This window comes from Myxococcus sp. AM011 (assembly GCF_013372595.1).
In the GTDB taxonomy this organism is placed as follows: Bacteria; Myxococcota; Myxococcia; order Myxococcales; family Myxococcaceae; genus Myxococcus; species Myxococcus eversor.
On sequence record NZ_JABXEM010000038.1, the window covers coordinates 12,145 to 34,621 of the forward strand.

General features: G+C 69.9%; 20 protein-coding genes. 12 read left to right on the forward strand and 8 right to left on the reverse strand.

What is annotated here, in order from left to right; translation table 11 throughout:
• The first annotated feature begins 230 nt into the window (after positions 1 to 230).
• Both glpD and HUW62_RS10570 read left to right on the forward strand, forming a co-directional pair.
• Positions 231 to 1,928: a glycerol-3-phosphate dehydrogenase gene (glpD, locus tag HUW62_RS10565; RefSeq protein WP_163865897.1), complete on the forward strand. Its 1,698-nt coding sequence runs from the start codon at positions 231 to 233 to the stop codon at positions 1,926 to 1,928.
• Positions 1,929 to 2,155: 227 nt separating this feature from the next.
• Positions 2,156 to 3,937 carry a S8 family serine peptidase gene (locus tag HUW62_RS10570; protein WP_176434344.1) on the forward strand — a complete coding sequence of 594 codons (1,782 nt, stop codon included), beginning with the start codon at positions 2,156 to 2,158 and terminating at the stop codon, positions 3,935 to 3,937.
• A 9-nt stretch (positions 3,938 to 3,946) separates the two neighbouring features.
• On the opposite strand, the gene HUW62_RS10575 is transcribed toward HUW62_RS10570, so the two are convergent.
• Positions 3,947 to 4,450 carry a zf-HC2 domain-containing protein gene (locus tag HUW62_RS10575; RefSeq protein ID WP_163865899.1) on the reverse strand — a complete coding sequence of 168 codons (504 nt, stop codon included), beginning with the start codon at positions 4,448 to 4,450 and terminating at the stop codon, positions 3,947 to 3,949.
• Positions 4,447 to 5,064: an RNA polymerase sigma factor gene (locus tag HUW62_RS10580; protein ID WP_163865900.1), complete on the reverse strand. Its 618-nt coding sequence runs from the start codon at positions 5,062 to 5,064 to the stop codon at positions 4,447 to 4,449. The genes HUW62_RS10575 and HUW62_RS10580 overlap by 4 nt, the downstream gene beginning before the upstream one ends.
• Before the next feature lie 150 nt (positions 5,065 to 5,214).
• On the opposite strand from HUW62_RS10580, the gene HUW62_RS10585 reads away from it, so the two are divergent.
• Positions 5,215 to 6,441 (forward strand): acyltransferase, encoded by a 1,227-nt coding sequence (locus HUW62_RS10585; RefSeq protein WP_176434345.1) that lies wholly within the window; start codon positions 5,215 to 5,217, stop codon positions 6,439 to 6,441.
• Positions 6,442 to 6,495: 54 nt separating this feature from the next.
• Here the strand turns inward: HUW62_RS10585 and HUW62_RS10590 are convergent, their stop codons facing one another.
• Together HUW62_RS10590 and HUW62_RS10595 are read right to left on the reverse strand one after the other, a co-directional pair.
• Complete coding sequence (locus HUW62_RS10590) at positions 6,496 to 6,786, reverse strand: FruA-associating protein, FapA (protein WP_176434346.1); 291 nt, start codon at positions 6,784 to 6,786, stop codon at positions 6,496 to 6,498.
• Positions 6,787 to 6,927: 141 nt separating this feature from the next.
• The gene (locus HUW62_RS10595) at positions 6,928 to 7,974 is read right to left on the reverse strand and encodes an NAD(P)-dependent alcohol dehydrogenase (RefSeq protein ID WP_176434347.1); all 1,047 of its coding nucleotides are present in this window, start codon (positions 7,972 to 7,974) and stop codon (positions 6,928 to 6,930) included.
• A gap of 103 nt (positions 7,975 to 8,077) precedes the next feature.
• Here HUW62_RS10595 and HUW62_RS10600 point away from each other — a divergent pair, with 103 nt between their 5' ends.
• Positions 8,078 to 9,061, forward strand: a complete 984-nt coding sequence (locus HUW62_RS10600; protein WP_176434348.1) for a LysR family transcriptional regulator — start codon at positions 8,078 to 8,080, stop codon at positions 9,059 to 9,061.
• Here HUW62_RS10600 and HUW62_RS10605 read toward each other — a convergent pair whose 3' ends face one another.
• Positions 9,062 to 11,134, reverse strand: a complete 2,073-nt coding sequence (locus HUW62_RS10605) for a BTAD domain-containing putative transcriptional regulator (RefSeq protein ID WP_176434349.1) — start codon at positions 11,132 to 11,134, stop codon at positions 9,062 to 9,064. It lies immediately after the preceding gene.
• Between the two features lie 250 nt (positions 11,135 to 11,384).
• On the opposite strand from HUW62_RS10605, the gene HUW62_RS10610 reads away from it, so the two are divergent.
• The 5 genes from HUW62_RS10610 to HUW62_RS10630 all read left to right on the forward strand — a co-directional run bounded on the left by HUW62_RS10610 (position 11,385) and on the right by HUW62_RS10630 (position 16,696).
• Positions 11,385 to 12,971: a bifunctional 3-(3-hydroxy-phenyl)propionate/3-hydroxycinnamic acid hydroxylase gene (locus HUW62_RS10610; RefSeq protein WP_163865906.1), complete on the forward strand. Its 1,587-nt coding sequence runs from the start codon at positions 11,385 to 11,387 to the stop codon at positions 12,969 to 12,971.
• A 182-nt stretch (positions 12,972 to 13,153) separates the two neighbouring features.
• A complete protein-coding gene (locus HUW62_RS10615) occupies positions 13,154 to 14,284 on the forward strand; it encodes a M4 family metallopeptidase (RefSeq protein ID WP_163865907.1) in 1,131 nt (376 codons plus the stop codon).
• Positions 14,285 to 14,287: 3 nt separating this feature from the next.
• Positions 14,288 to 14,632: a protealysin inhibitor emfourin gene (locus tag HUW62_RS10620; RefSeq protein WP_163865908.1), complete on the forward strand. Its 345-nt coding sequence runs from the start codon at positions 14,288 to 14,290 to the stop codon at positions 14,630 to 14,632.
• 64 nt (positions 14,633 to 14,696) lie between these two features.
• Positions 14,697 to 15,095, forward strand: coding sequence for a BlaI/MecI/CopY family transcriptional regulator (locus tag HUW62_RS10625; RefSeq protein ID WP_163865909.1), 399 nt, complete (start codon positions 14,697 to 14,699; stop codon positions 15,093 to 15,095).
• Entirely contained in the window at positions 15,092 to 16,696 is a 1,605-nt protein-coding gene (locus HUW62_RS10630) for a M56 and MltD domain-containing protein (protein WP_176434350.1), read from the forward strand. Before HUW62_RS10625 ends, HUW62_RS10630 begins: the two co-directional genes overlap by 4 nt.
• Before the next feature lie 138 nt (positions 16,697 to 16,834).
• On the opposite strand, the gene HUW62_RS10635 is transcribed toward HUW62_RS10630, so the two are convergent.
• Positions 16,835 to 17,479, reverse strand: a complete 645-nt coding sequence (locus HUW62_RS10635; RefSeq protein WP_163865911.1) for a TetR/AcrR family transcriptional regulator — start codon at positions 17,477 to 17,479, stop codon at positions 16,835 to 16,837.
• Between the two features lie 71 nt (positions 17,480 to 17,550).
• Between HUW62_RS10635 and HUW62_RS10640 the strand changes: the two genes are divergently transcribed.
• Positions 17,551 to 18,366 carry an alpha/beta fold hydrolase gene (locus tag HUW62_RS10640; RefSeq protein WP_176434351.1) on the forward strand — a complete coding sequence of 272 codons (816 nt, stop codon included), beginning with the start codon at positions 17,551 to 17,553 and terminating at the stop codon, positions 18,364 to 18,366.
• Between the two features lie 43 nt (positions 18,367 to 18,409).
• On the forward strand, positions 18,410 to 19,420 hold the full coding sequence (locus HUW62_RS10645) for a PHB depolymerase family esterase (RefSeq protein ID WP_240356378.1): 1,011 nt from the start codon (positions 18,410 to 18,412) through the stop codon (positions 19,418 to 19,420).
• 68 nt (positions 19,421 to 19,488) lie between these two features.
• Here HUW62_RS10645 and HUW62_RS10650 read toward each other — a convergent pair whose 3' ends face one another.
• The gene (locus tag HUW62_RS10650; protein ID WP_163865913.1) at positions 19,489 to 20,445 is read right to left on the reverse strand and encodes an MBL fold metallo-hydrolase; all 957 of its coding nucleotides are present in this window, start codon (positions 20,443 to 20,445) and stop codon (positions 19,489 to 19,491) included.
• Positions 20,446 to 20,510: 65 nt separating this feature from the next.
• Here HUW62_RS10650 and HUW62_RS10655 point away from each other — a divergent pair, with 65 nt between their 5' ends.
• Complete coding sequence (locus HUW62_RS10655; RefSeq protein ID WP_163865914.1) at positions 20,511 to 21,401, forward strand: LysR family transcriptional regulator; 891 nt, start codon at positions 20,511 to 20,513, stop codon at positions 21,399 to 21,401.
• A gap of 23 nt (positions 21,402 to 21,424) precedes the next feature.
• On the opposite strand, the gene HUW62_RS10660 is transcribed toward HUW62_RS10655, so the two are convergent.
• A complete protein-coding gene (locus HUW62_RS10660) occupies positions 21,425 to 22,381 on the reverse strand; it encodes a protocatechuate 3,4-dioxygenase (protein ID WP_240356379.1) in 957 nt (318 codons plus the stop codon).
• Positions 22,382 to 22,477 lie beyond the last annotated feature (96 nt).

Sequence of the window (22,477 nt, forward strand, 5' to 3'; positions counted from 1 at the left end):
TTCAGGAACGTGCCCACCGTCGCCCGGTGTGCCCGCCTGAGGTCGACTCCACGGTCCTTGGGCTCCTTCGCCCTCGTCCTCCCCCTGGGACGAGCCTTCCGCCGTCGCCTCGTCACTCCACCCAGGAGGTTGTCCACCAGTCCCCCTCGGGGATGTGGGTGCTGTAGCCCGCTTGACGCGGCGCATTGATTCCCGTGTCACCGAGGGCGGTCCGTCACTACAATCAGCACGTGCGTTCTGAATCCGCGGCGCTGCGCCAGTTGTCCACCGAAGGGGAAATCCCACCGACGAAGCCTCGCTCCGAGCGGCTGAAGTCCCTGGCCACCGAGGAGTTCGACGTCCTCATCATCGGCGGCGGTGTCACCGGCGCTGGCTCCGCGCGCGATGCCGTCCTCCGAGGACTCAAGGTCGCCCTCGTCGAGCGCGAGGACTTCGCCAGCGGCACGTCCAGCCGCTCGTCCCGACTCATCCACGGCGGCCTGCGCTACCTGGAGCACGGCCACCTGGGCCTCGTCTTCGAGTCCAGCATCGAGCGCCAGCGCCTGCTGAGGCTCGCGCCCCACCTGGTGCGCCCGCTCGCCTTCGTGTGGCCCGTCTATGCCGGCGCTCGCGTGCCTCGCTGGAAGCTCAACGCGGGCCTCATGCTCTACGACGCCCTCTCCCTCTTCCGGAACGTGAAGGGCTACAAGCGCCTCAACCGCGAGCAGCTCCACGCCGCCGAGCCCGCCCTCCGCACCGACGCCCTCAAGGGCGGCGCCCGCTACTACGACGCCGCCACCGACGACGCCCGCCTCACCCTGGCCAACGCCCTGGGCGCCGCCGAAGCCGGCGCCGTCGTCCTCAATCACGCCTCCGTGCAACGCCTCATCGTCGAGGACGGACACGCCCGCGCCGCCGTCGTCGTCGACCACCTCACCGGCCAGGAAATCACGGTGCGCGCTCGCGCCATCGTCAACGCCACCGGCCCGTGGAGCGATGAGATTCGCAAGCTCGACGCCTCCGGCGGCAACGTGCACGCGGTGCGCGGCAGCAAGGGCGTCCACGTCGCCGTCCCTCGCGAACGGCTGGGCAACCGCGATGCCCTCACCCTGCTGTCCCCCAAGGACGGCCGCGTCATGTTCGTGCTGCCCGCCGACGACTTCACCATCATCGGCACCACGGAGACGAACACGCGAGCCCACCCCGCCGAGGTGCGCGCCAGTGAGACCGACGTCGCGTACCTCCTCGAGTCCGCGAACGCCTTCTTCCCCGAAGCCCACCTCACCCGCGCCGATGTCGTCAGCGCCTGGGCCGGCATCCGCCCCCTCTCCGCCACCGGCTACCATGGCACCCAGGCAGACCCGGGCAGCGCCAGCCGCGAGCACCACATCGACGTGAGCCCCACCGGCGTGCTCGCCATCAGCGGCGGAAAGCTCACCACCTACCGCGTCATGGCTCGCGATGTCGTGGACGCCGTGGAGCGTCAGCTCGGGCAGCCTCGTCGCAAGTCGCCCACCGAGACGCTCCCGCTGCCCGGCGGAGACATCCCCAGCATGGACGCGGAGCTGGCCGCCGCGCGCGAGACGGTGGGCGACGCGGCCACCGCCGCTCACCTGGTGCGCGCCTACGGCAGCCGCTGGCGCCGGGTGTGGGCCCTCACGCGCGAGGACGCCTCGCTGGCTCGTCCGCTCGCCGAAGGTCTGCCGTACCGCGCCGCCGAGGCCGTGTGGGGCGTCACCCACGAGTTCGTCCACTCGCTCTCGGATTTGCTCATCCGCCGACTCAAGGTCGCCTTCGAGACACGGGACCTGGGCCGAGGTGCCGCCCAGGTGGCCGCCGAGGTCATCGCCCCCCGCGTGGGGTGGGACGCCGCCGAGACACAGCGACAACTCGACACCTATGCCTCCGACGCGCTGCGTATCTTCGGCATCGACAGCGCGGAGTCCTGAGCCGGTCGAAAGCCCGCGCCCAGCGTTCGCCTGCTTACGCCCGCATGTCTCACCTCCTGAGAGAGTCGTCCTCCGCCTGACAGGCCCGCGAGCAGCCGGACGGCCAGCATGCTTAACTTGCACGTGGGGAACGCGAAGCGATGTGCTCTCGTTCACCCCGGCCGTGGATCCACGCCGGCGCAGGTGACGTACCTATCCGCTGGCCGGGATGCTCAAGGAGAATGACGATGAAGCGTTGGGTCTGGCTCGGGTTGCTCGGTGGGGCCGTGGCGTGCACCAAGGTGCCAGACCGTCCCCCCGTGGAGACCGAGGACGTCTGTCCCGGCACGGAGGAGATGTCGCTTCCCGCGCGCGCGCAGTCGTCTCTCGATGCGCAGGACGATGGCTCGGAGTCGGTGCTCATCACCTTCCGCCCCCGCATGTCCGCCAGCGCCATGGCGAACACGGACGCCTTCGCCGAGGACGCGCGGCGCGTGGGCGCCCAGGTCAGCCGGCGCTTCCCCCGGCTGAACACCGTGGTCGCGAAGGTGACGCCCGAGGCGCGCGCGGCGCTCGAGAGCAACCCCGACGTCCTGCGGGTGGAGCCCAACCGCCCCGTGCACGCGTTCGCCCTGCCGAGCCTGTCTCCCTCGCTCTGGCAGGCCGCGTTGCCGAACACGCGCGGCTCCATCGGTGAATACACCGACGGCCTGAAGGCGGTGCAGGCGACCCAGGTCTGGGACGCGAACAACGATGGTGAGCTGGACACCGGCGCTCCGTCGGGCACGAACATCAAGGTCTGCATCATCGACAGCGGCTGGGACAACCGGCACCCGGAGCTGGCGGCGGCGTACATCGGCGGCAAGGACTTCCTCGACGACGATGCCGAGCCGCTGGACCGGGGCACGGTGGACGGCGTGCTGCAGTGGGGCGGCGGCCACGGCACTCACACGGCGGCCACCATCGCCGCGCAGCTCGGCGCGGGCGCGCGCGTGCGTCCCGGCGAGGAGCCCAATGGCGTGGCGGGCGTGGCGCCCACCGTGTCGCTGCTCGTGGCCCGTGTGCTGAACGTCAACGGTGACGGCAACACCGGCAACGTCATCGCCGCCATGGAGTGGTGCGTGGAGCAGGGCGCGAACATCGCCTCCCTGTCGCTGGGCTCCACGGTCAAGTCGGATGCGGAGGAGCTCGCGTTCAAGAAAGCGCACGACGAGGGCATGGTGGCCATCGCGGCCACGGGCAACCGCGGCACGAATGAGACGTCCTATCCCGCCGGCTACGACACGGTGATTGCCGTGGGCGCGGTGGACAACAACAGCGCGTGGGCGCCCTTCTCGCAGTTCGGCGACTTCGTGTCGCTGGTGGCGCCGGGCGTGGGCGTGCTGAGCGCGACCATCGTCGGTGGCGCGCCGTATGGCGACGTCCAGGTCGCCGGCACGCGCTACGCCTCCGAGCCGCTCGAGTACACCGGTGTCGGTGTCTACACGGGGAAGATGGTGTACTGCGGCCTGGGCGAGCGCGTGGCCTCCTGCGGCACGGGCGCCACCTGCGAGGGCTTCGTCGCGCTGGTGGACCGGGGCGGCGGCATCCTGTTCGAGGAGAAGGCGCGCAACGCCATCCGCGCGGGCGCCAAGGCCATCATCGTCGGCAACAACATCACCGAGGACGGCGCGGGCAATTTCACGCTCACCACGCCCTCCACCCACTGGGTGCCGACGACGTCCGTCACGCTCGCCTCCACCAACACCCTGAAGGGCCTGGCGGGACAGGACGCGACGGTGGACGTCACCGGCCTGGACTACCTGCGCCAGTCGGGCACGTCCATGGCCACGCCGCACGTGGCCGGAGTGGCCGCGGTGGTGTGGAGCGCGTGCCCCGCGCTCACCAACGACCAGGTGCGCGCGGTGCTCCAGGAGAGCGCGAGGGATTTGGGCGACACCGGCAAGGACCAGAGGTTCGGCTACGGGCTGGTGCAGGCCAAGGCCGCCGTGGACCTGGCGAAGCAGCGCTGCCCGACGCCCGCGCCGTAACCGCGCGAGTCAGTCCGCGCGCAGGGCCAGCATGGGTGAGGCGATGAGGCACGCGCCCACCCGGGCCTCCAGCGCGGCGGCGGCGTCCTCGCACGCCTCCACGCCGGTGACGACGAGGAGCTCGCGACTCCACGGCTCCTCCGTCCCGACGCCCACGCCGACACCGGTGCCGCCCCGAGGAAGGCTGAGGCCCACGAAGGCCACGGCCGCCGCGGCCGCCATCGCCATCTTCCCCCAGTGCCGCCACTGTCCCTCTCGCCGCGCGTGACGCACGGGCGCCGGGGCCTTCTGGGCGACGGCGAGCCGGGCCTCCAGCGCGGAGAAGCTCAGCGCGGGGCGGGCAGGCTCCCGGCGCGCGCGTTGGGTCATCCACCCGCGCTCCAGCCGCTGCCACGTCAACGCGTGCTTGCAGGCGGCGCAGACCTCCGCGTGCGCGCGCACCCGCGCGGCGTCCTCGGGTGCCAGCTCTCCGGCCAGCAGCGCGTCCAGCTCGCTCTCGCGGCAGGTGCTCATGGGCGTCCTCCTCCGACGTGGGCGGCCAGTTGCTCGCGCAGGCGCAGGCGCGCGCGGTGGATTTCGTTCTTCACCTTCGGCAGCGACCAGCCCATCACCGAGGCAATCTCCTCATAGGCGAGCCCATGGTCGATGCGCAGCAGCAGCGCCGCCCGGCGCTCCGCGTGCAACATCCCCAAGGCCTCCGTCAAAAGCCCCGCCAGCTCCTGGTCCAGCAACAGGTCCTCCGGCGACGGCGTGGGCAGCACCGCCTCCACCTGGTGCGCGTGCTCCTCGTCCGCCACATCCACGTGAACCCCCCGGGTGCGGCGGGACTCCAGATAGACATGCCGGGCGATGCCCAACAGCCACGAGCCCACCCGGTCCTCGTCGCGCAGCGCGCCCAACCGCGAATGGGCCCGAACGAAGGTCTCCTGCGTGGCCTCGTCCGCGGCCGCCTCGTCGCGCAGGAGGTCTCGCAAGAAACGCCAGACGGCGGGGGAGTGCCGCTCGAAAATCACCCGGAAGGCGGCGGGGTCCCCCGTGCGCGCCCGGCGCAGCAGGCCGCGCTCCCCATCCGTGTCGGATGGAGGCGTACCCACCAGGACCATCTTCACGGCGGAGAGAAGAGCCACGGCCCTACCGTGTCACGAGAGGCCCGGGAGTTTCAGCGGCCCCGTCGAATCCCTCACGGGTGGGGGTGTCACGGGATGCCCGCCTGGTCTTCTCCCAAGGGCCGGGAGCCAACCTTGTTGGGAAGTTGGCGTTGTTGGTATGAGAATCCCATGTCTTCCGATTACGCCCGTCCGGACGCGGCTCCGGCGGCGCACGCTCCGCGTCTGCACGGCCACCTCCCCGTGCTCGACGGTGTGCGGGGCCTCGCGGTCCTGCTGGTCGTCTTCTTCCACACCACGCACCTGAGCGACCAGAGCGTCGCGGGGCGCGCCACCTGGTGGCTGGCCGGTGCGGGCTGGACGGGCGTGGACCTGTTCTTCGTCCTCTCCGGCTTCCTCATCACCGGCATCCTGTGGGAGGCGAAGGGGCAGACGTATTACTTCCGCAACTTCTACGCGCGCCGCGTGCTGCGCATCTTCCCGCTGTACTACGCGGCGCTGGCCGTCTCGTTCCTCGTGCTGCCGTCGCTGGTGGGGCGGCTGAACCTGGACGAGCGCATCACCACGGATGGCGCCGTCTGGTACCTGCTCTACCTCTCCAACTTCTACCAGCTGTGGACAGACACCACGCACCCCATCCTGGGCGTGGTGTGGTCGCTGGCGATTGAAGAGCAGTTCTACATCGTCTGGCCCTTCCTCATCGCCGCCGTCTCGTACAAGGGCGCCATCCGCCTGTGTCTCGGCACCATCGCCATGGCGGTGGCGGTGCGGGTGGGCCTCACGCTGTACGGCGCCAGCGAGGAGAGCACGTACGTGGTGACGCTCTGCCGCGTGGACTCGCTCGCGCTGGGCGCGCTGTTGTCCCTGGCGCTGCGACATCCCGAGGGCAAGGGGATATCCGCCTTCCCGTGGATGCGCTGGGCGCCGTGGCTGGCATTGCCCGTGGTCGCGGCTGTGATTGCGCTGCCGGTGGGCCCGGCGTTCAAGACGGTGCTGCGCACCGGCGGCTACACGGCGGTGGGCATCCTCTACACGGTGCTGGTGTACCGCGTGGTGGCCGCGAAGCAGGGCACGCTGCTCCACCGCTTCTTCTCCAACCGCGTGCTCCTGATGTACGGCAAGTACAGCTATGCCATCTATCTGGTGCACTCGCCGCTGGATGCCATCCTCCGGCGCACCGTGCTGAAGACGCCGCTGACGCAGGTGGGAGGCTCCGACTTCCCCGTGCAGTTGCTCTTCTACGTGGTGGCCGCGTCGCTCTCGCTGGGCATCGCCCTGGTGAGCTGGAACCTCTTCGAGAAGCACTTCCTCAAGCTCAAGGACTACTTCCCGTACAGCGAGCGTCCGGCTCCGAGTCCCGCGCCTGCCCCGAGCAGCTCTCCGGGCGCCGCGAGCTGAAGCACAGACACGCGCGCGGGAGTCATTGCGTCCCGCGCGCCGTCGTGCGCGCCGTCAGTCCGGTTGGATGAGCGCCTTGGCCACCATCAGGGCCCACGCCTCGGCGGAGTCCAGCTCCGCGCGGGCGCTGCAGTAGCGGTCCATGCTCTCGTCGGAGCCGTCCCGCAGGAAGATGGCGTCATGCAGCTCGCGCTGCGCACGGCTGAGCCAGAGGCTCGCCTGGAGGCGCAGCTTGGCCGCCGCGTGAGGGTCCCTCAGCGACTGACCAGGCGTCAGCAGCTCGTGCTCCTCGGGATACAGCACCGTCATCTTGTTGTAACCGGTATGCTCAAGTGTCGTAGTCATGCATTGAGAATGTGAACCGAGCGCCGAGCAGGCACCTGTCCGCTCGGGCAGGTGTCTGTCTTGTAGCGAGCACGCGGCGCCCAGGAACCACTCGGAGCGGAAACTTCCGGACGGTGCGATTTCTGTGCGCCGCGTCAGGCTTTACTTCAGGCTCTTCATGTCGATGACAAACCGGTATTTCACGTCACCCTTGAGAAGCCGGGTGTAGGCGTCATTCACCTGCTGGATGGGAATCACCTCCACGTCGGAGACGACGCCGTGCTCGCCGCAGAAGTCGAGCATGTCCTGCGTCTCCTGGATGCCGCCGATGCTGGAGCCCGAGAAGCTCCGGCGCTGGCCGATGAGGGAGAAGGGCTGGACGGGCAGCGGCTTCTCCGGGACGCCGACGAGGACGAGGCTGCCGTCGATGCGGAGCAGGCGCAGGTACGCGTTGATGTCGTGGGGCGCGGAGACGGTGTCGAGCACGAAGTCGAGGGTGCCCTCCTGGGCCTTCATCTCCGCCTCGTTCGAGGAGACGACGACTTCATGGGCGCCCAGGCGCAGCGCGTCCTGCTTCTTCTTGTCGGTGTGGCTGAAGACGATGACGTGCGCGCCGAAGGCCCGCGCGAACTTCACGCCCATGTGGCCCAGGCCGCCCAGGCCGACGACGCCCACGCGCTGGCCGGCCTTCACGTTCCAGTGCTTCAGCGGTGAGTACGTGGTGATGCCCGCGCACAGCAGGGGCGCGGCGGCGGCCGGGTCCAGGTTCCCGGGGACGCGCAGGACGTAGGCCTGGTCGACGACGAGCACGTTGGAGTAGCCGCCCTGGGTGGGCTGCTGGCTTTCGCGCTCCCGCGAGTTGTACGTGTAGGTGGCTCCGCGCTCGCAGTACTGCTCCAGGCCCTGCTTGCAGGCCTTGCAGGCGCGGCAGGTGTCGACCATGCAGCCGACGCCGACGGAGTCGCCGACCTTGAACTTCGTCACGTTGGCGCCGACGCGCGTGACGCGGCCGATGATTTCGTGGCCGGGGACCATGGGGAAGATGGAGCCGCCCCACTCGTCGCGGGCCTGGTGGAGGTCGGAGTGGCAGATGCCGCAGTACTGGACGTCGAACTGGACGTCGTCGGGGCCGGGCTCGCGGCGCTCGAAGGTGAAGGGGGCCAGCGGGGACTTGGCGTCCTGGGCGGCGTAGCCACGGGCGGGAATCATGGGGAGGTCCTTGATGGGGGTGAGCGAACGCGTGGAATATGCGAAGGCGCCCCCGTTCGCGAAACAAATGGAATCCGGACACGTCATGTAGAAAAACTTCGCAATGGCCTTCACCCCGCTCAACGCGCTGAATGCATTCCTCGCGGTGGCCCGCAGGCGCAGCTTCGCGGCGGCGGCGGCGGACCTGGGCGTCTCCGCCTCCTCGCTGAGCCAGTCCGTCCGCCAGCTCGAGGCGCGGCTGGGCGTGCCGCTCCTGACGCGCACCACCCGCAGCGTGGCGCTCACGGAGCCGGGCCGTCGGCTGCTCGAGGGCGCCGGGCCAGCGGTGGACCAGGCGCTGGCGGCGCTGAAGGTGGCGGTGGCCCAGCCGGGCGAGGTGACGGGCCTGGTGAGGCTCACCGTGCCGACGGTGTCCGTGTCCCTCGTCGTCGCGCCCATCCTGACGCGCTTCCTGGCCCGCCATCCCCGCGTGGAGGTGGAGCTGCGGGTGGAGGACTCCATGGTGGACATCGTCACCGAGGAGCTGGATGGCGGCATCCGCTTCTCCGAGTCCCTGGAGCGCGACATGGTGCAGGTGCGCCTGTCGGAGGGCTTCCGCTTCGTGGTGGTGGGCTCGCCCGCGTACCTGAAGCGCCGGGGGACGCCGGAGAAGCCGCGGGACCTGCTGGCACATGACTGCCTTTGCATCCGTTCCGGCACCACCGGGGCGCTCTACCAGTGGGAGCTGGAGCGCGGCTCCCGGAGCTGGCGCGTCCCGGTGCGGGGGCCGCTGGTCACCTCCAGCCACCACGCGTTGATGGAGATGGCGGAGTCGGGCGTGGGCTTGATGTATGCCTTCGAGCCGGAGGTGGCCGACCGGGTGAAGCGGGGCGCGCTGCGCATCGTCCTGGAGCCCTACGCGGCCCACGTGGACGGCTTCTACCTCTACTTCCCCAGCCGCTCCCGCGTGTCCCCCGCGTTCCGCGCCTTCGTGGACGTGGCGCGCGAGGTGGTGGCGGAGCACCGGGCGCCCGAGGCCCGCACGGAGTCGCGGCCCGGAGTGGCCCCTGGCGGGCGTCCCACGCGCGGCCGCCAGGCCGGTGGGTAGTCAGGCGCTGGGGATGCCTCGGGCGCGGGCCCTGACGCGGGCGGCCTCCTCGAAGGCGCCGGCCTCCTCCAGCGCGGTGGCGGCGCGGAAGTAGAGCAGCGCGGCCTCCATGTGCCGGAAGGCGGAGGCCTCCGCGTTGGCGGCGGCGACGAGGTGGGGCGCGGCGCGCTCCGGCTCCTTGCCCTCCAACCAGTGCTGCGCGACGACGACGGGGGCGGCCTTGCGCTGCTCCAGCGCGCTGGCCAGCCTGCGATGGAGCAGGGGAATCAACGAGGGGGGAATCGTCTCCCGCACCACCTCGAAGAGCAGGTCATGCGTGAAACGCTCTCCGCGCAGCACGTGCGCGGCCTCCAGTTCCGAGACGTGCTGGGCGAGCGTCAGCGGCGTCATCTCCAGGACTTCGACGGCCAGCTCCAACTGGAAGGACGTCTTCGCGAGCGCCGCCAGCCGGGCCACTTGGAGCGCCTGGGGCGACAGCCGCTCCAGCCGCTGCTGAATCAAGTCCCGGCCCCGGCCAGAGGGGTGGACGTGCTCGGGCCAGCCGCGCTCCAGTCCGCCCGACTCCAGCAGGTGGCGCAGCGCCTCCATGATGAACAGGGGATTGCCCCCCGTGTAGCGCATCACGTTGTCCGTCAGGCTCTCCGCGCCCGCCAGCTCCAGGCTCCCCAGGAGCGCGCCCACCGAGTCCGTCTCCAGGGGCTCCAGCTCGATGACGATGGCGAGCCCCGCCTCCACGAGCTGCTGGATGCAGCCGATGGCCACCGGCGTCAGCTCGCCCTTGCGGAAGGTGTCCACGAAGTGGGGGAAGGCGCCGCCCGGCTGCGTGTCGTGGCGACGCGACAGCATGAGCAGCGCGAACTCCGCGGTGGCCGCGTCCATGTAGTGCAAGTCATCCGCGACGATGGCGTCCAGCCCCGAGCACAATTGGTAGACAGCCTGACAGTTGGCTTCCAGGAAGCGGCTGCGGTCCGCCTCGTCCACCATGGGCGGAGGAAGGCCCTCCGGCCCGGCCATGTCCGGCATCAGCCGCGCCAGCTCCCGGCGCACCCACGGCTCCAGCCTGGCGTCCGGACGCTGGGCCAGGAGCTGTCGCAAGAGCCGCACGTGAGAGGAATAGGCCACGTGCATCTCCCCGGGCCGCGACTCCAGGGTGATGTGGCCGCCGCGCGAGGCGGCGAAGTCATGCGCCAGCCGCGTCTTGCCCACCCCGGGCTCGCCGCTGAGGAAGATGGTCAGCCCCGCCTCCCAGGCCTCCTCCATCCGCGCCCACACCCGCTCGCGCCCCACCAGCACGGGCGGGCGCAGCACGGACAGGGGCAGCTTCGCGGGCTGTACGCGCGCGGCATGCGACGTCGTGGGGCCCCGCTCGATTTCCCGCGCCAGCGCCACCGTCTGGGGCAAGGGCTGGGTGTCCAGCTCCTCGCGAAGCAAGCGGCGGCAGCGCTCGAAGGCGTTGAGCGCGGAGCCCCGGTCTCCGGAGACGTAGTGCAGCCGCATCAGCCGGCGCCACGCCTCTTCCGAGTACGGGTCCATGCCCAGCAGCTTCTCCGCCAGGACGAGCGCGCCGGACAAATCCCCCGCGCGCTCGCGCGCCTCCGACTCCGCGGACGCGGCGCGTCGTCGCAGCTTGTCCAGCCGCTCGCGCGCGCTCTCCAGCCACGCGTGGAACTCCGGGCAGTCGTCGAACTCCAGCGAGGACAGCAGCACGCCTTCCTGCTCCAGCACCTGCGAGTGGCGCCCGGCCAGCGCGTGGGCCTGGAGCTGCGAGGCGTCCACGGTGATTCCCTCCGCCAACGACAGGACATCCCCGCCCTGCACCAGCTCCGCGCCCGTGGACAGACGCAGCCGACGCAAGAGCTGTCGCATGTTGTTACGCGCGGTGACTTCGCTGGACTCGGCCCACAAGAGGCCCGCGAGGCGGTACTTCGGATGGGGACCTTCCAATGCCAACCATGCCAGCACCGCGGCGGTGCGGCGCTCCAGGGGCACGTGTGCGCCGTCATGCCGCAGGCGCGCCTCGCCGAGCAGCTCCAGGTGAAAGACTTGCGTCCCTGCCGCGTCGTCGCCTGCCATGGCCTCCGAGGTTCCAAGAATGAGAGAGAGCGTTTCGCGCAACGTAACACGTCGCACCCGATGCTCCCTCGCGGGTAGGGATGACCCCAGGCAGGGTCCGAGGTACCGGCCGCTTTCCCTCTCGAATTTCCAGGACACGGCAGCTCGCCGTCACGAACGGACGACGTTGCGAAACCTTTCGTGCGGTCACACCCTGGTCACACCTCATTCGTTATTGATTGCTCCAGACTGAATGAACCCGGGGGCTCTCATGGTTTGTGACAAGCAGCAGGCCGACATGGAGGTTGATGTCATCATCAGCGGCTGCGGTCCTGTGGGAGCCCTGACATGCAATCTGCTGGGCTCCCTGGGAGTGCGGACGCTGGTGTTGGAGCAGGACCTGGCGCCGCATGGACAGCCGCGCGCCTTCTCCTGCGATGACGAGGCGCTGCGCATCTACCAGGCCACGGGGCTGGGCCCGGAGCTCCAGAAGGACATGAGGGAGAACCGCTTCGCCGAGTACGTGGGCGAGACGGGCAAGCGCTTCGCGGAGGTGCACACCGGCACGGCGGACTTCGGCTTCGGCTACTCGCCGCTGTGGTTCTTCCACCAGCCGCTGGTGGAGGGGGTGCTGCGCGACGGCATGGCGCGCTTCCCCCACGTGAAGCTCCAGGTGGGGGCGGGCGTGGAGGCGCTGGAGCAGGACGGCACCGGGGTGACGGTGCGCTACCGGCTGTCGCAGACGGGCGAGGTGCGCACGGTGCGCGGGCGCTACCTCCTGGCGTGCGACGGGGCGCGCAGCGGCGTGCGCAAGGCGCTGGGCATCAAGATGTCGGGGAAGGCCTACGGGGAGCCCTGGCTGGCGGTGTCCGGTCGGGTGGAGGGTGACGCGCCGGAGCTGTGCCGCTTCGTGTGCGACCCCAATCGCCCCGCCTTCGTCGCGACGGGCGCGGTGGGCCAGTTCCGGTGGGAGTTCATGCTGATGCCGGGCGAGACGCGCGAGGAGATGGAGCGTCCGGAGACCATCAAGAAGCTCCTGGCGCCCTACATCGACCCCGAGCGCGTCCACGTGGAGCGCGCGCAGGTCTACACGTTCCACTGCCTCAACGCGGCGCGCTGGCGCGACGGCAACGTGTTCCTGCTGGGTGACGCGGCGCACACCATGCCGCCCTTCATGGGCCAGGGCCTGGTGTCCGGCATGCGCGACGCGTCGAACCTCGCGTGGAAGATTCAGCGCGTCGTCCGGGGCCTGGCGCCGGCGTCGCTGCTGGACACCTACGAGGAGGAGCGTCGTCCGCACGTGGAGGCGGTGCAGAAGCTGTGCGTGCGAGTGGGGCACCTGTTCCTCGCTCGCAACAGCTGGGTGGCCGGCGCGCGCGACATGGTGATGCGCGCGCTGCAGCGCATCCCCCGGGTGCGCCGCTTCATCCAGGACTTCGAGTTCAAGCAGCCACCGATGCACGAGCGCGGCTACTACCTGGGCGGTGGGCATACCTCGGAGTCGCCGGAGGGCACGTTCTTCATCCAGCCCAAGGTGCGGTTGCCGACCGGCCAGGAGGTGCTCCTGGACGACGCCATCGGCAATGACTTCGCGGTGCTGTGCCGGGCCAACGCTCCGGCCGCGCAGGTGGCGGCGGCGCGCGGGCTGGCGGAGGCCCTGGGTGGGCGGCTGCTCGCCGTCCAGTCGACGGGCGTGGACGGCGGCGACGTGCCGGCGGTGGAGGATATCACCGGGAAGTTGGGCGACTGGTTCTCGCGGCATGACTCGGATGTGGTGGTGCTGCGGCCGGACCGCTTCGTTTTCGGCGCGGTGAAGGCGGAGCGGCTGCCGGAGCTGCGTGACGCGCTGGGGGTCTGACGCACCCCTCGCCCGAGGGCCTCGTGGATATCCGAGGGGCGCTCGGGCCCCTCGGTCCCCGGGGGCGGGGTGAAGCGTGACGTCTGTCGTTGGCGGGGCGAGGGAGTCCCGGTGCCGGGTGTCATATCGCGGTGAGGGTGGCTCCACCTTGAGGACCGAGACGTTCTCGAGGGGGGACACCCATGTTGACGCGGCGAAGACGGCACGTTCATTCCATTCATTGCATCCTGCCTCCGTATCTCCTGCGCTCCATCGCGGAGAACGGCACGCCGCGGCAGCGCGTGAAGGCCCTGCGCACGGTGGCCACGGACACCACCTTCCGCGCCCTGCGCTTCGCCGGAGGTCGGGTGGCCGCGTCGTCTTCATCCGTCCGCCGGCTGCCGGCGATGATGGTGGAGTCCCAGCGGCAGCGGAGCATCTACGACTTGAAGGGCGAGGAGGCCTTCCCCGGGACGCTGGTGCGCTCGGAGGGACAGGGGCCGTGCGGAGACCTCGCGGCCGACGAGGCCTTCGATGGCCTGGGCGCCACGTATGACTTCTTCTGGGAAGTCCTCGGGCGCAACTCCATCGACGGGGATGGGATGCCCTTGCAGGCGTATGTCCATTACGGGCGGGGCTACGACAACGCCTTCTGGGACGGGCGCCGCATGGTGTTCGGCGACGGGGATGGGGAGCTGTTCAACCGCTTCACCATCGCCCTGGACGTCATCGCGCACGAGCTGTCCCACGGCGTGACGGAGGACGAGGGGCCGCTCTGGTACTTCCAGCAGGCGGGCGCGCTGAACGAGTCGATGTCGGATGTCTTCGGCTCACTGGTGAAGCAGCGGCTGCTCGGACACACGGCGGACCAGGCGGACTGGCTCATCGGCGCGGGGCTCCTGGCGGACGGAGTCGAGGGCCAGGCGCTGCGCTCGATGAAGGAGCCTGGGACGGCCTTCGACGACGACGTGCTGGGCAAGGACCCGCAGCCCGGCCACATGCGCGACTACGTCACCACGTGGGAGGACAACGGCGGGGTGCACATCAACTCCGGCATCCCCAACCGCGCCTTCTACGGGGCGGCGACGCGACTGGGAGGCAACGCGTGGGAGCGCGCGGGCCGCATCTGGTACGAGGCCGTGAGGGACCCGCGCATCACGCCGGACACCCACTTCTCCGACTTCGCGCGCATCACCGTCATGTCCGCCACCCGGCTGTACGGCACCGGCGAGGAGGTAGCGGCCGTGAAGGAGGCCTGGGAAGAGGTGGGCATCCGCGTCTCGCGAGACAGGGTGTCCGTGCCGCAGTGGGGCAGCGTCCAGCCGGGAGCTTGAGCCGTGTCGAGAGAGCACGTCCGAATCCAACTCTCGCAGGAGGGTGGGCTCGCCGCCTTCCCGGGGCTTGCCCGCCCGAGGAGCGTGGAGCTGAGCGAGCTTCCCACCGAGCAGGCCGAGGCGATTGAGCACGGCCTGCGCGACGCGCGCTTCCGTGAGCTGCCAGCCGTGGTGGGTGGTGGTGGCTCCGCGTCGAAGGGCGCCGACCAGCGCCGCTACACCCTCACCGTGGAGGAGGGACCGCGGCGACACTCCGTGAAGCTGGTGGAGCCGGTGGAGGACCCCCACTTGCGAGAGCTCTTGTCCCTGGTGAAGCGCGCCACACGCCGACGCGGTGGTGGACATTAGAACTAAGGGCTTAGTTGACGAAGAACTAAGGTCTTAGTAGTAATGCTGGCCACGGAGGACCTCCATGGCCAGACAACCCGAGCCCGAGGCGCCCCGGCCGTTGACGCCGGTGGAGCTCGAGCTGATGCACATCGTGTGGAAGCAGGGCGAGGTGAGCGTGGCGGACGTGCTGGCCGCGCTGCCGCCGGAGCGCGCGCTGGCGTACACGTCCGTCTCCACGGTGCTGCGCATCCTGGAGCAGAAGGGCGTGGTGGTGAGCCGCAAGCAGGGGCGGGGACACCTGTACTCGGCCACGCTGCCGCGTGAGACGTACGAGGCCCAGAGTCTGCGCCACCTGGTGGACACCGTCTTCGATGGCACGCCGTCCGCGCTGGTGGCGCGACTGGTGGAGGCGGTGCCGCTGGCGCCCGACGAGGTGGAGCAGATTCGCAAGCTGCTCAAGGCCAAGGGAGGCAAGCCATGAGCGCTCTGGTGTCGTTCTATCTCGCGGTGGCGCTGCTGTTGCCCGTGGCGTTGCTGCTCGCGTGGGGTGCGCTGGCGCTGCTGGCGCGGCTGGGCCTGGCGTTGTCCTCCAGGCAGGCCTTGCGAGTGGGGCGCGGGGCGCTGGCCCTGGTGTTCCTGTTGCCGCTCCTGGCGATGGGCGCGCGGGCGCTGACTCCGGCGGGGCCGCTGTTCACCTTCGAGCGCTCGGTGGCGAGACAAGCGGAGCGGCTTCCCTCCGCCGTGTGGACGGGTGGGGTGCGTGCGTCCGCGCCTGTGAGTCGCGGGGCTGTTTCCGTGCCTGTGTCCATTGGAGTGCTGTTGTCACTGGGTTGGCTCGTGGGCGCGGGGTGCTTCATCGGGCGGGCGCTCGTTCGGCATCGGAGGCTGTTGCGTCGACTGGAGGCGCTGCCTCGGGTCCGCACGGTGGGGCGCGTGGTGGTGGTGCTTGGCGAGGAGGGGACTCCGGCGTTCTCCTCGTGGTTCCCTCGCTTTGGACGGCGTCCGTCGGCGTGGGTGGTGGTGCCTCCCGCGCTGCTGGAGGACGCGGAGGCGTTCCGGCTCACCGTGCTGCACGAGCTTCAGCACCACCGTCAGCGCGACACGCACCTGGCCCTGGGGCGACTGGTTTTGACGGGGGCCTTCTTCTGGCATCCGGCGGCGCATGGCCTGTCGGCGTGGCTCGCGTCGCTCCAGGAGCTCGCCTGTGACGAGGCGCTCGTCATGAGTGGCCGTGCCCAGGCTCAAGCGTATGCGCGCTGTCTGCTCCAGGCGGCGCTTCGTCTCCCGGGCGCTCCGCCCGTTCCCGCCGGTGCCACCGGCATGTCTCACCCCACACAGAGGAGGATTCACATGCTGTTCCAGCCGCGTCCCCGTCGCACCCATGCCGTCCCCGCGCTGCTCGCCGCGCTGTCGTTGCTCCTGCTCCCCGTGGCCGTGCTGGCGCAAGGCGCTGCGAAGGGACGCACGGTGACGCAAGCCGATGCGGAGGCGCTCGCCCGGACGACTCAGCCGAAGGGCGACCTGGCCGTCGTGGTGGATGCGAAGGTGTTGGAGCAACTCAACCGCCTCGTCGGCACTGACAAGGGCCGTGCATTCATGAAGCGGGCGCTGACGAACCTGGGCACGCATCGTGACGCGCTGGCGTCGACGCTGAAGGCGAAGGGCCTGCCCGAGGGACTGCTCGCGGTGGCGGTGGTGGAGTCGGCGGTGACGAACATGGCGGAGACGGATGGTCGACCGTCACTCGCTCCGGGCATGCGGGGCGCGGGGGTGTGGATGTTCATTCCCGAGACGGCGCGTCGCTATGGGCTGGAAGTGAGCGAGGCCCGCGACGAACGGCTGGACGTGGCGCGCGAGACGCAGGCCGCATCGGCCCTGCTGTCGGACTTGCACACGCGCTACGGCGACTGGCGACTGGCGCTCGCGGCGTACAACCAGGGCGAGAAGAAGGTGGACCAGGCCCTGGCCGAGGGTGGCAGCCGAGACGTGTCCGCGCTCATCGCGGGCGGCCACCTCAATGACTACGTGGCCACCGTGCAGGCCGGGTTGCTCATCGTCCGCAATCCGCACCTGCTGGACTGAGTGCGCTCCATGCGCCACCGCGATGACCTCGCGGTGTGGTCGACGAAAGGCCCCGACATCGGTGGAGCAGGTGAAGCCGCGACGCCCAGGAACCTTCCGCGCGACTGAAGGCCGTGAGTTCGGCACTGTCGTGAAACCTCACCGCTCCGGCGTCGCTCCCAACATGCGCAGCGCCAGCTCCGCGTGGACATCCGCGAGGGTCTCCACGTCGAGCGCGCTGGCGGGGTCGTACCAATAAGGCAGGCGCACGCCCATCGCGGAGATGGCGGCGGCGGTGATGCGAGGATGGGGCGGCGAGAAGACTTCCTGCGCCACCCCGCGCTCGATGACCTCCGCCAGGAGCGCGGCGGACTTGTCCCGCAGGGCCACCGCCGGGGCGGCCAGCTCCGGCGTCAGCGCATACAGCTCCTCGTTCACCACCACCGCGAGCTGGGGATGCATCGCATGCGTGCGCGTGTGCGCGCGCACCAGCGCCTGGACCTGCTGCCTGGGCTCGGGCGCGGACTCCTTCATCGCCGTCTGCAACGCCTCGTGGTGGGCCTCATGGCCGATGCGCACCAGCTCCGCGAGCACGTGCTCCTTCGAGGCGAAGTGCGCGTACAGCGCGCTCGGCTGCAGCTCCAGCACCTTGGCCAGATCCCGAATCGACGTGTCGTGGTAGCCGCGACTCGCGAAGAGCTGGAGGGCCGTCTCCAGGATGCGACGCCGGGTGCCATCCGACGGTGCTGACGGCGGAAGGCTCGCCGGCTGGGCGCGAAGCCGGGAGAGAGTCGGTGTGCTCATGTGGGCTCTTGCTTAACGAACGTTCGTTCAGATAGGGTGGATTGCGTCACTTCCGCGCCTGGAGTCCGAGGATGTCCACGTTGCAGCTCGAAGGCCTCACTCTCCACTACGAAGAGTCGGGCCAGGGCATTCCGGTGTTGCTGCTTCACGGGCTCGGCTCCTCCGGAGTCGACTGGGAGCTCGTCACACCACGGCTGGCGAGCGCTTACCGCGTCGTCGTCCCGGATGCTCGGGGGCATGGGCGCAGCGGGAAGCCGGCGGGTGCCTACGGCGTGCCGCTCTTCGCGAAGGACATCGCCGCGCTCTGCGACGCGCTGGGTCTGAAGCAACTGCATGTCATCGGCCTGTCGATGGGCGGGATGATGGGCTTCCAGCTCGCGGTGGACCGGCCAGATTTGGTGCGCAGCCTGGTCATCGTCAACAGCGGCCCGGAGCTCGTCGCCCGCACGGCGCGCCGCAAGTTCGACTTCGCGCTGCGGCTCTTCCTCTTGCGCTTCTTCGGACCCAAGGCCATGGCCAAGGTGCTGGCGCCCAAGCTGTTCCCCAAGCCGGAGCAGGAAGGGCTGCGTCAGCGCGCCATCGCCACGTTCTCCGCCAATGACCCGGATGCCTACCTGCGCTCGACGCGCGGGCTGTTGGGCTGGAGCGTCATGGCGCGGCTGAAGGACATCACCTGTCCGGTGCTCGTGCTCCACTCCGAGCGCGACTACACGCCCCGGTCCGCGAAGCAGGTCTATGTCGACCTGCTCTCCAACGCGCGCCTCCAGGTCCTGGCGGACTCCGGCCATGCCGCTCCGCTGGACCAGCCCGGTCCGCTCACCGACGCCGTGGAGGACTTCCTCCGCGCCGTCGACAGCGCCGCACCCGGCACCTCGCTCGGCGCCTGAGCCGAGCAGCGAACCCGAGCTCCACAACCCAGGAGGCTGGACGATGTCGATGCATCGACGTGGTGTCGCACTCTCGCGGTCGCTGTTCCTGCTCACGATGTGGCTGGTGCTCTCCACGGGAGCCCCCGCCTACGCTGGCTCGTGGGTCCATGGCAACTATGTGGGCGCATGGGGAGCCCGGGGCTATCAACTCTGGGTCCCCACCGGCTACCAACCGGGGACACCTCGCCCCCTGCTGGTAGCGCTACACGGCTGTCTCCAGAACCCGGACCAGTTCGCGGGCCTGACGCGTCTGAACGAGAAGGCCGATGCCGAAGGCTTCCTCGTCCTCTATCCCAACCAGGCGACGTTCGTGAACGCGACGCAGTGCTGGAACTTCATGCTCGGCAACAACCAGGAGCGCGGCACGGGCGAGCCTTCGCTCATCGTCGGCATGGTGGATTTGATGAAGCAGCGCTACTCGGTGGACGCGCGCCGCGTCTATGTGGGCGGCGTGTCCGCGGGCGGCGTGCTGACGACCACGCTGATGTCCTGCTACTCGGACGTGTTCGCCGCGGGCATGGTGGGCGCGGGCGCCATGTACAAGGCGGCGACGACGGTGTCGGGCACGGCCTTCGCCATGCTCTTCGGCAGCATCTACTCGCCGGACGACAAGGGGAAGGACGCGTGGGTCTGCTCGGGCCGGCCGCGCCGCACGGTGCCGGTGCTCGTGGTGCACGGCACCGAGGACAGCGTCGTCAATCCGCTCAACGGCGAGCAGGCGGTGAAGCAGTTCCTCCAGACGAGCGACTACGGCGATGACGGCGTGGCCAATGACAGCATCAAGGGCACGCCGACGAGCACGAGGACCTTGAGCGTCCCCGGTGGCCGCACCTACGTCGTGAAGGACTACGTCTACGGCGGTGAGCTGGTGGCGCAGAAGTACGAGATTCGCGGCATGGACCACGCGTGGCCGGGAGGCAATGCGAGCTACCCCTTCGCCGACCCGTCCGGCCCCGACGCCACCACGTTCATGTGGGACTTCTTCAAGCAGCACGCGCTCGACCTGCCGTAGCAGCGCTGGAGCTTCTTCGCCCGCGCTCCTCTTCGATTCGAGGAGGGGCGCGGGCTGTTTCTTGCTCGTCAGTGCTGGTGGCCGAAGCGCACCGCGACGTTCGGGTGCGCGGCGGCGAAGGCGCGCAGCTTCTTGAAGCTGTCCACGCCGCGCGGCCCGTCGGCGGTGAAGGTGCCTGGCTCCACGTCGTGCTCCCAGCCCCAGCGGGTGTGGCTGGCATCGCCCGTGAGCAGCACGGGGCCCTTGGTCGAGCGCACCAGGTACGCGGTGCTGCCCGGCGTGTGGCCCGGCACCCAGAGCGCCCACACGGAGCCGTCGCCGAAGATGTCCACCGCGCCGTCGAAGAGGCCGCTCGCCTCGGCGGCGTAGGTCCACTCGGACAGCGCGGCCTTGCCCGCCAGCGCGCGGTCCGTGTTGGGCTTCAGCAACACGTTGAGGACGGCGCGGGCCTCCGCCTCGCCCGGGCCGGTGTAGACGGGGGTGCCCGCGGGCACGTCGGCCATGCCGGTGACGTGGTCCAGGTGCAGGTGCGTGAGGAAGACGCCGGCCAGGGGCTGGGGCTGCTTCGCGAGCCACTCGCCCAGGGGCTGGTGCACCTTGAGCTTCTCCATGTGCATGGCGCTGGCGACGATGCCCTGCATGGCCGCCTTCTCCGGCGCGTCCCGCAGGGCCGTCTCGATGCCGGTGTCGACGATGAAGAGGCCCTTCGTCGGGTGGCGCAGCGCGTGGAAGAAGACCTGGATGGGCTCGTCCCCGTCCTCCAGGTTCGCCGCCTTCGCGGTGGGGTGCTTCAGGTTGATGAGGCCGCTCCGGTCCACGGCCCAGTCGGAGGACACGACTGACTCCAGCTCCACGGGGCCGGGCTCGTCCAGCACGGCGAGCAGGTCATTCACGGGCCGCGCCGTGCCGAGCGACGAAGGCTGATGGGGGTGTGAGGTGGACGCCACGCCGACGACTCCCAGGACGACGGCACCGACGACGAGGGCGGACACGACGGCGAGGCTGATGCGCTTGGCGTTCTTCATGGACGCCAAGGTACCGATGCGCAGGTGCATGGGAAATGGCCATTTTGGTATGAAGCCATCCAGATATGGATATTCCCTGGGATGACGCGCGCCTGTTCCTGGCCATCGCGGAGACGGGCAGTTTCAGTGCCGCGGCGAAGCGGCTGCGCATCGGCCAGCCGACGGTGAGCCGCAGGCTGGCGGCGCTGGAGTACGAGGTGGGGGCGAAGCTGTTCCGTCGGAGCGTGGACGGCGCGACGCTGACGTCCGCGGGCGAGCGGTTGCTGCCTCCCACCCGGAAGATGGCGGAGTGGGCCGGAGAGCTTCAGCGCGCCGCCGAGTCGGCGGACTCGTCACCCCAGGGACTGGTGCGCGTGACGGCGAGCCCCTTCGTCAGCTTCGACTTCCTGGCGCCCTTCGCGGGCCAGGTGGCGCGCAAGCACCCGGGTTTGCGGCTGGAGGTGCAGTCGTCGGTGAGCTACGCGGACCTGGGGCGCGGGGAGGCGGACCTCGCGCTGCGCACGAAGTCCACGCGGCACGCGGACCTCACCCGCGTGTACACGCTGGAGGTGGAGACCGGCGTCTTCGTCTCCAAGTCCCTCAAGGCGACGCTGCCGAAGCGGCCGACGCTCCAGGAGCTGCCCTGGGTGGCATGGGCTCCGCCGTTCGAGGCGATGCCGCCCAATCCCCAGCTCGAATCGCTCATCCCGAACTTCGCCCCCGTCTTCACCGCCGACAACTTCCTGGTGCTGCTGGCGGCGGCGGAGGCGGGCGTGGGTGCGATTGCACTGGCGAACACCCCGCACCGCTTCAGTCAGCAGCGGGAGCGCAACCTGGTGCCGCTCGACGTCGACCTGGGGCCGTACAAGAAGAGCCAGCTCCACCTCATCTGCGCGAAGTCGGCGCTGGACATCCCTCGCGTGCGCAAGGTGTCGGAGCTGTTGGTGGAGGAACTGGAGCGCGCGAAGCCTCGGTGACTCCGCGCGCTCGTTGAAGCGGACTACGGCATGGGAGGCATGCCGCCGTCCCAGCCTGGCGGAGGGCCACCGGGGCCGCCACCGCCTCCACCGCCGCCCGGAATCTGGCACTGCGCGGTGTCGAGCGAGGAGCGGATGATGAGCGTCTTCCACGCGAGCATGGCGCCGTCCTCCTGCCGCGAGGTCTGGAAGAGGTAGTTGCCCACGGACTCGGCGGAGACGACGTTGTCGTTGGCGTTCGTCGTGTCTCGCGGTCCGCGCGTGTTGTAGAGCGGCTGGTGGTTGATGACGTCGTCGTTGAGCGTGTCGTCGAAGAAGAGCTGTGACGTCACGTACTCCGCGTCGCCCACGCGAATGGTGAAGTGGATGTGGACGGTGCGGCTGCTGTACCAGCCGGGGAAGCAGGTATCGAAGTCCGCGCGGCCGTCGGCGTCCGTGAGTTGCACGCCTCGGAACCATCGGGCGGACGTGGCCGTCGGGTCGTCCCCGGTGCAGAAGGTGCTCGCGTCCTCACCCGAGTAGAGGCCCTCGGGCGCGGCGTGCCAGATGTCGACGGAGGCGCCCTGGATGGGCTCGCAGGCCTCGTCCAGCACGCGGAAGGCGAGCCGCACGGGCAGGCCGTCGTGGCCCTCGCTGATGTCCTTGCGGACCAGTGTCTCCGCGTAGCAGGGACCCAGGGTGGCCGCGCAGGTGAGGGCGCAGGTGGTGCCGCTGTCGTCGGTGAAGGGGTTGGCGTAGTTGCCGGCCATCACCGCGGTGCCGCCGGTGGCCCAGGCGGTGGCGGCGGTTCCTGAGTCGGGGTTGGTGCCCGAGTCGGCGGTGTCTCCAGAGCTTGGGGTTCCTGGGGTGCCCGAGTCATCCGTGCCGCAGGCGAGGACCTGCACCAGCGGTATCGCCGCCAGTGTCAGGCCCATGCCGCGCAGCACCCTCCGGCGGGACATCACCGAGGTGAGGGTGTCCTTCCTGTCGTGGTCGCTCATCGCGAGTCCTCTCCTGGGCCGGTGCGAGTTGGGAGGGTCCGGTCCATGTCGCCCGTGTTCTTGGGGCCGAGAATCGCTATACCCAGGGGGTTCTTA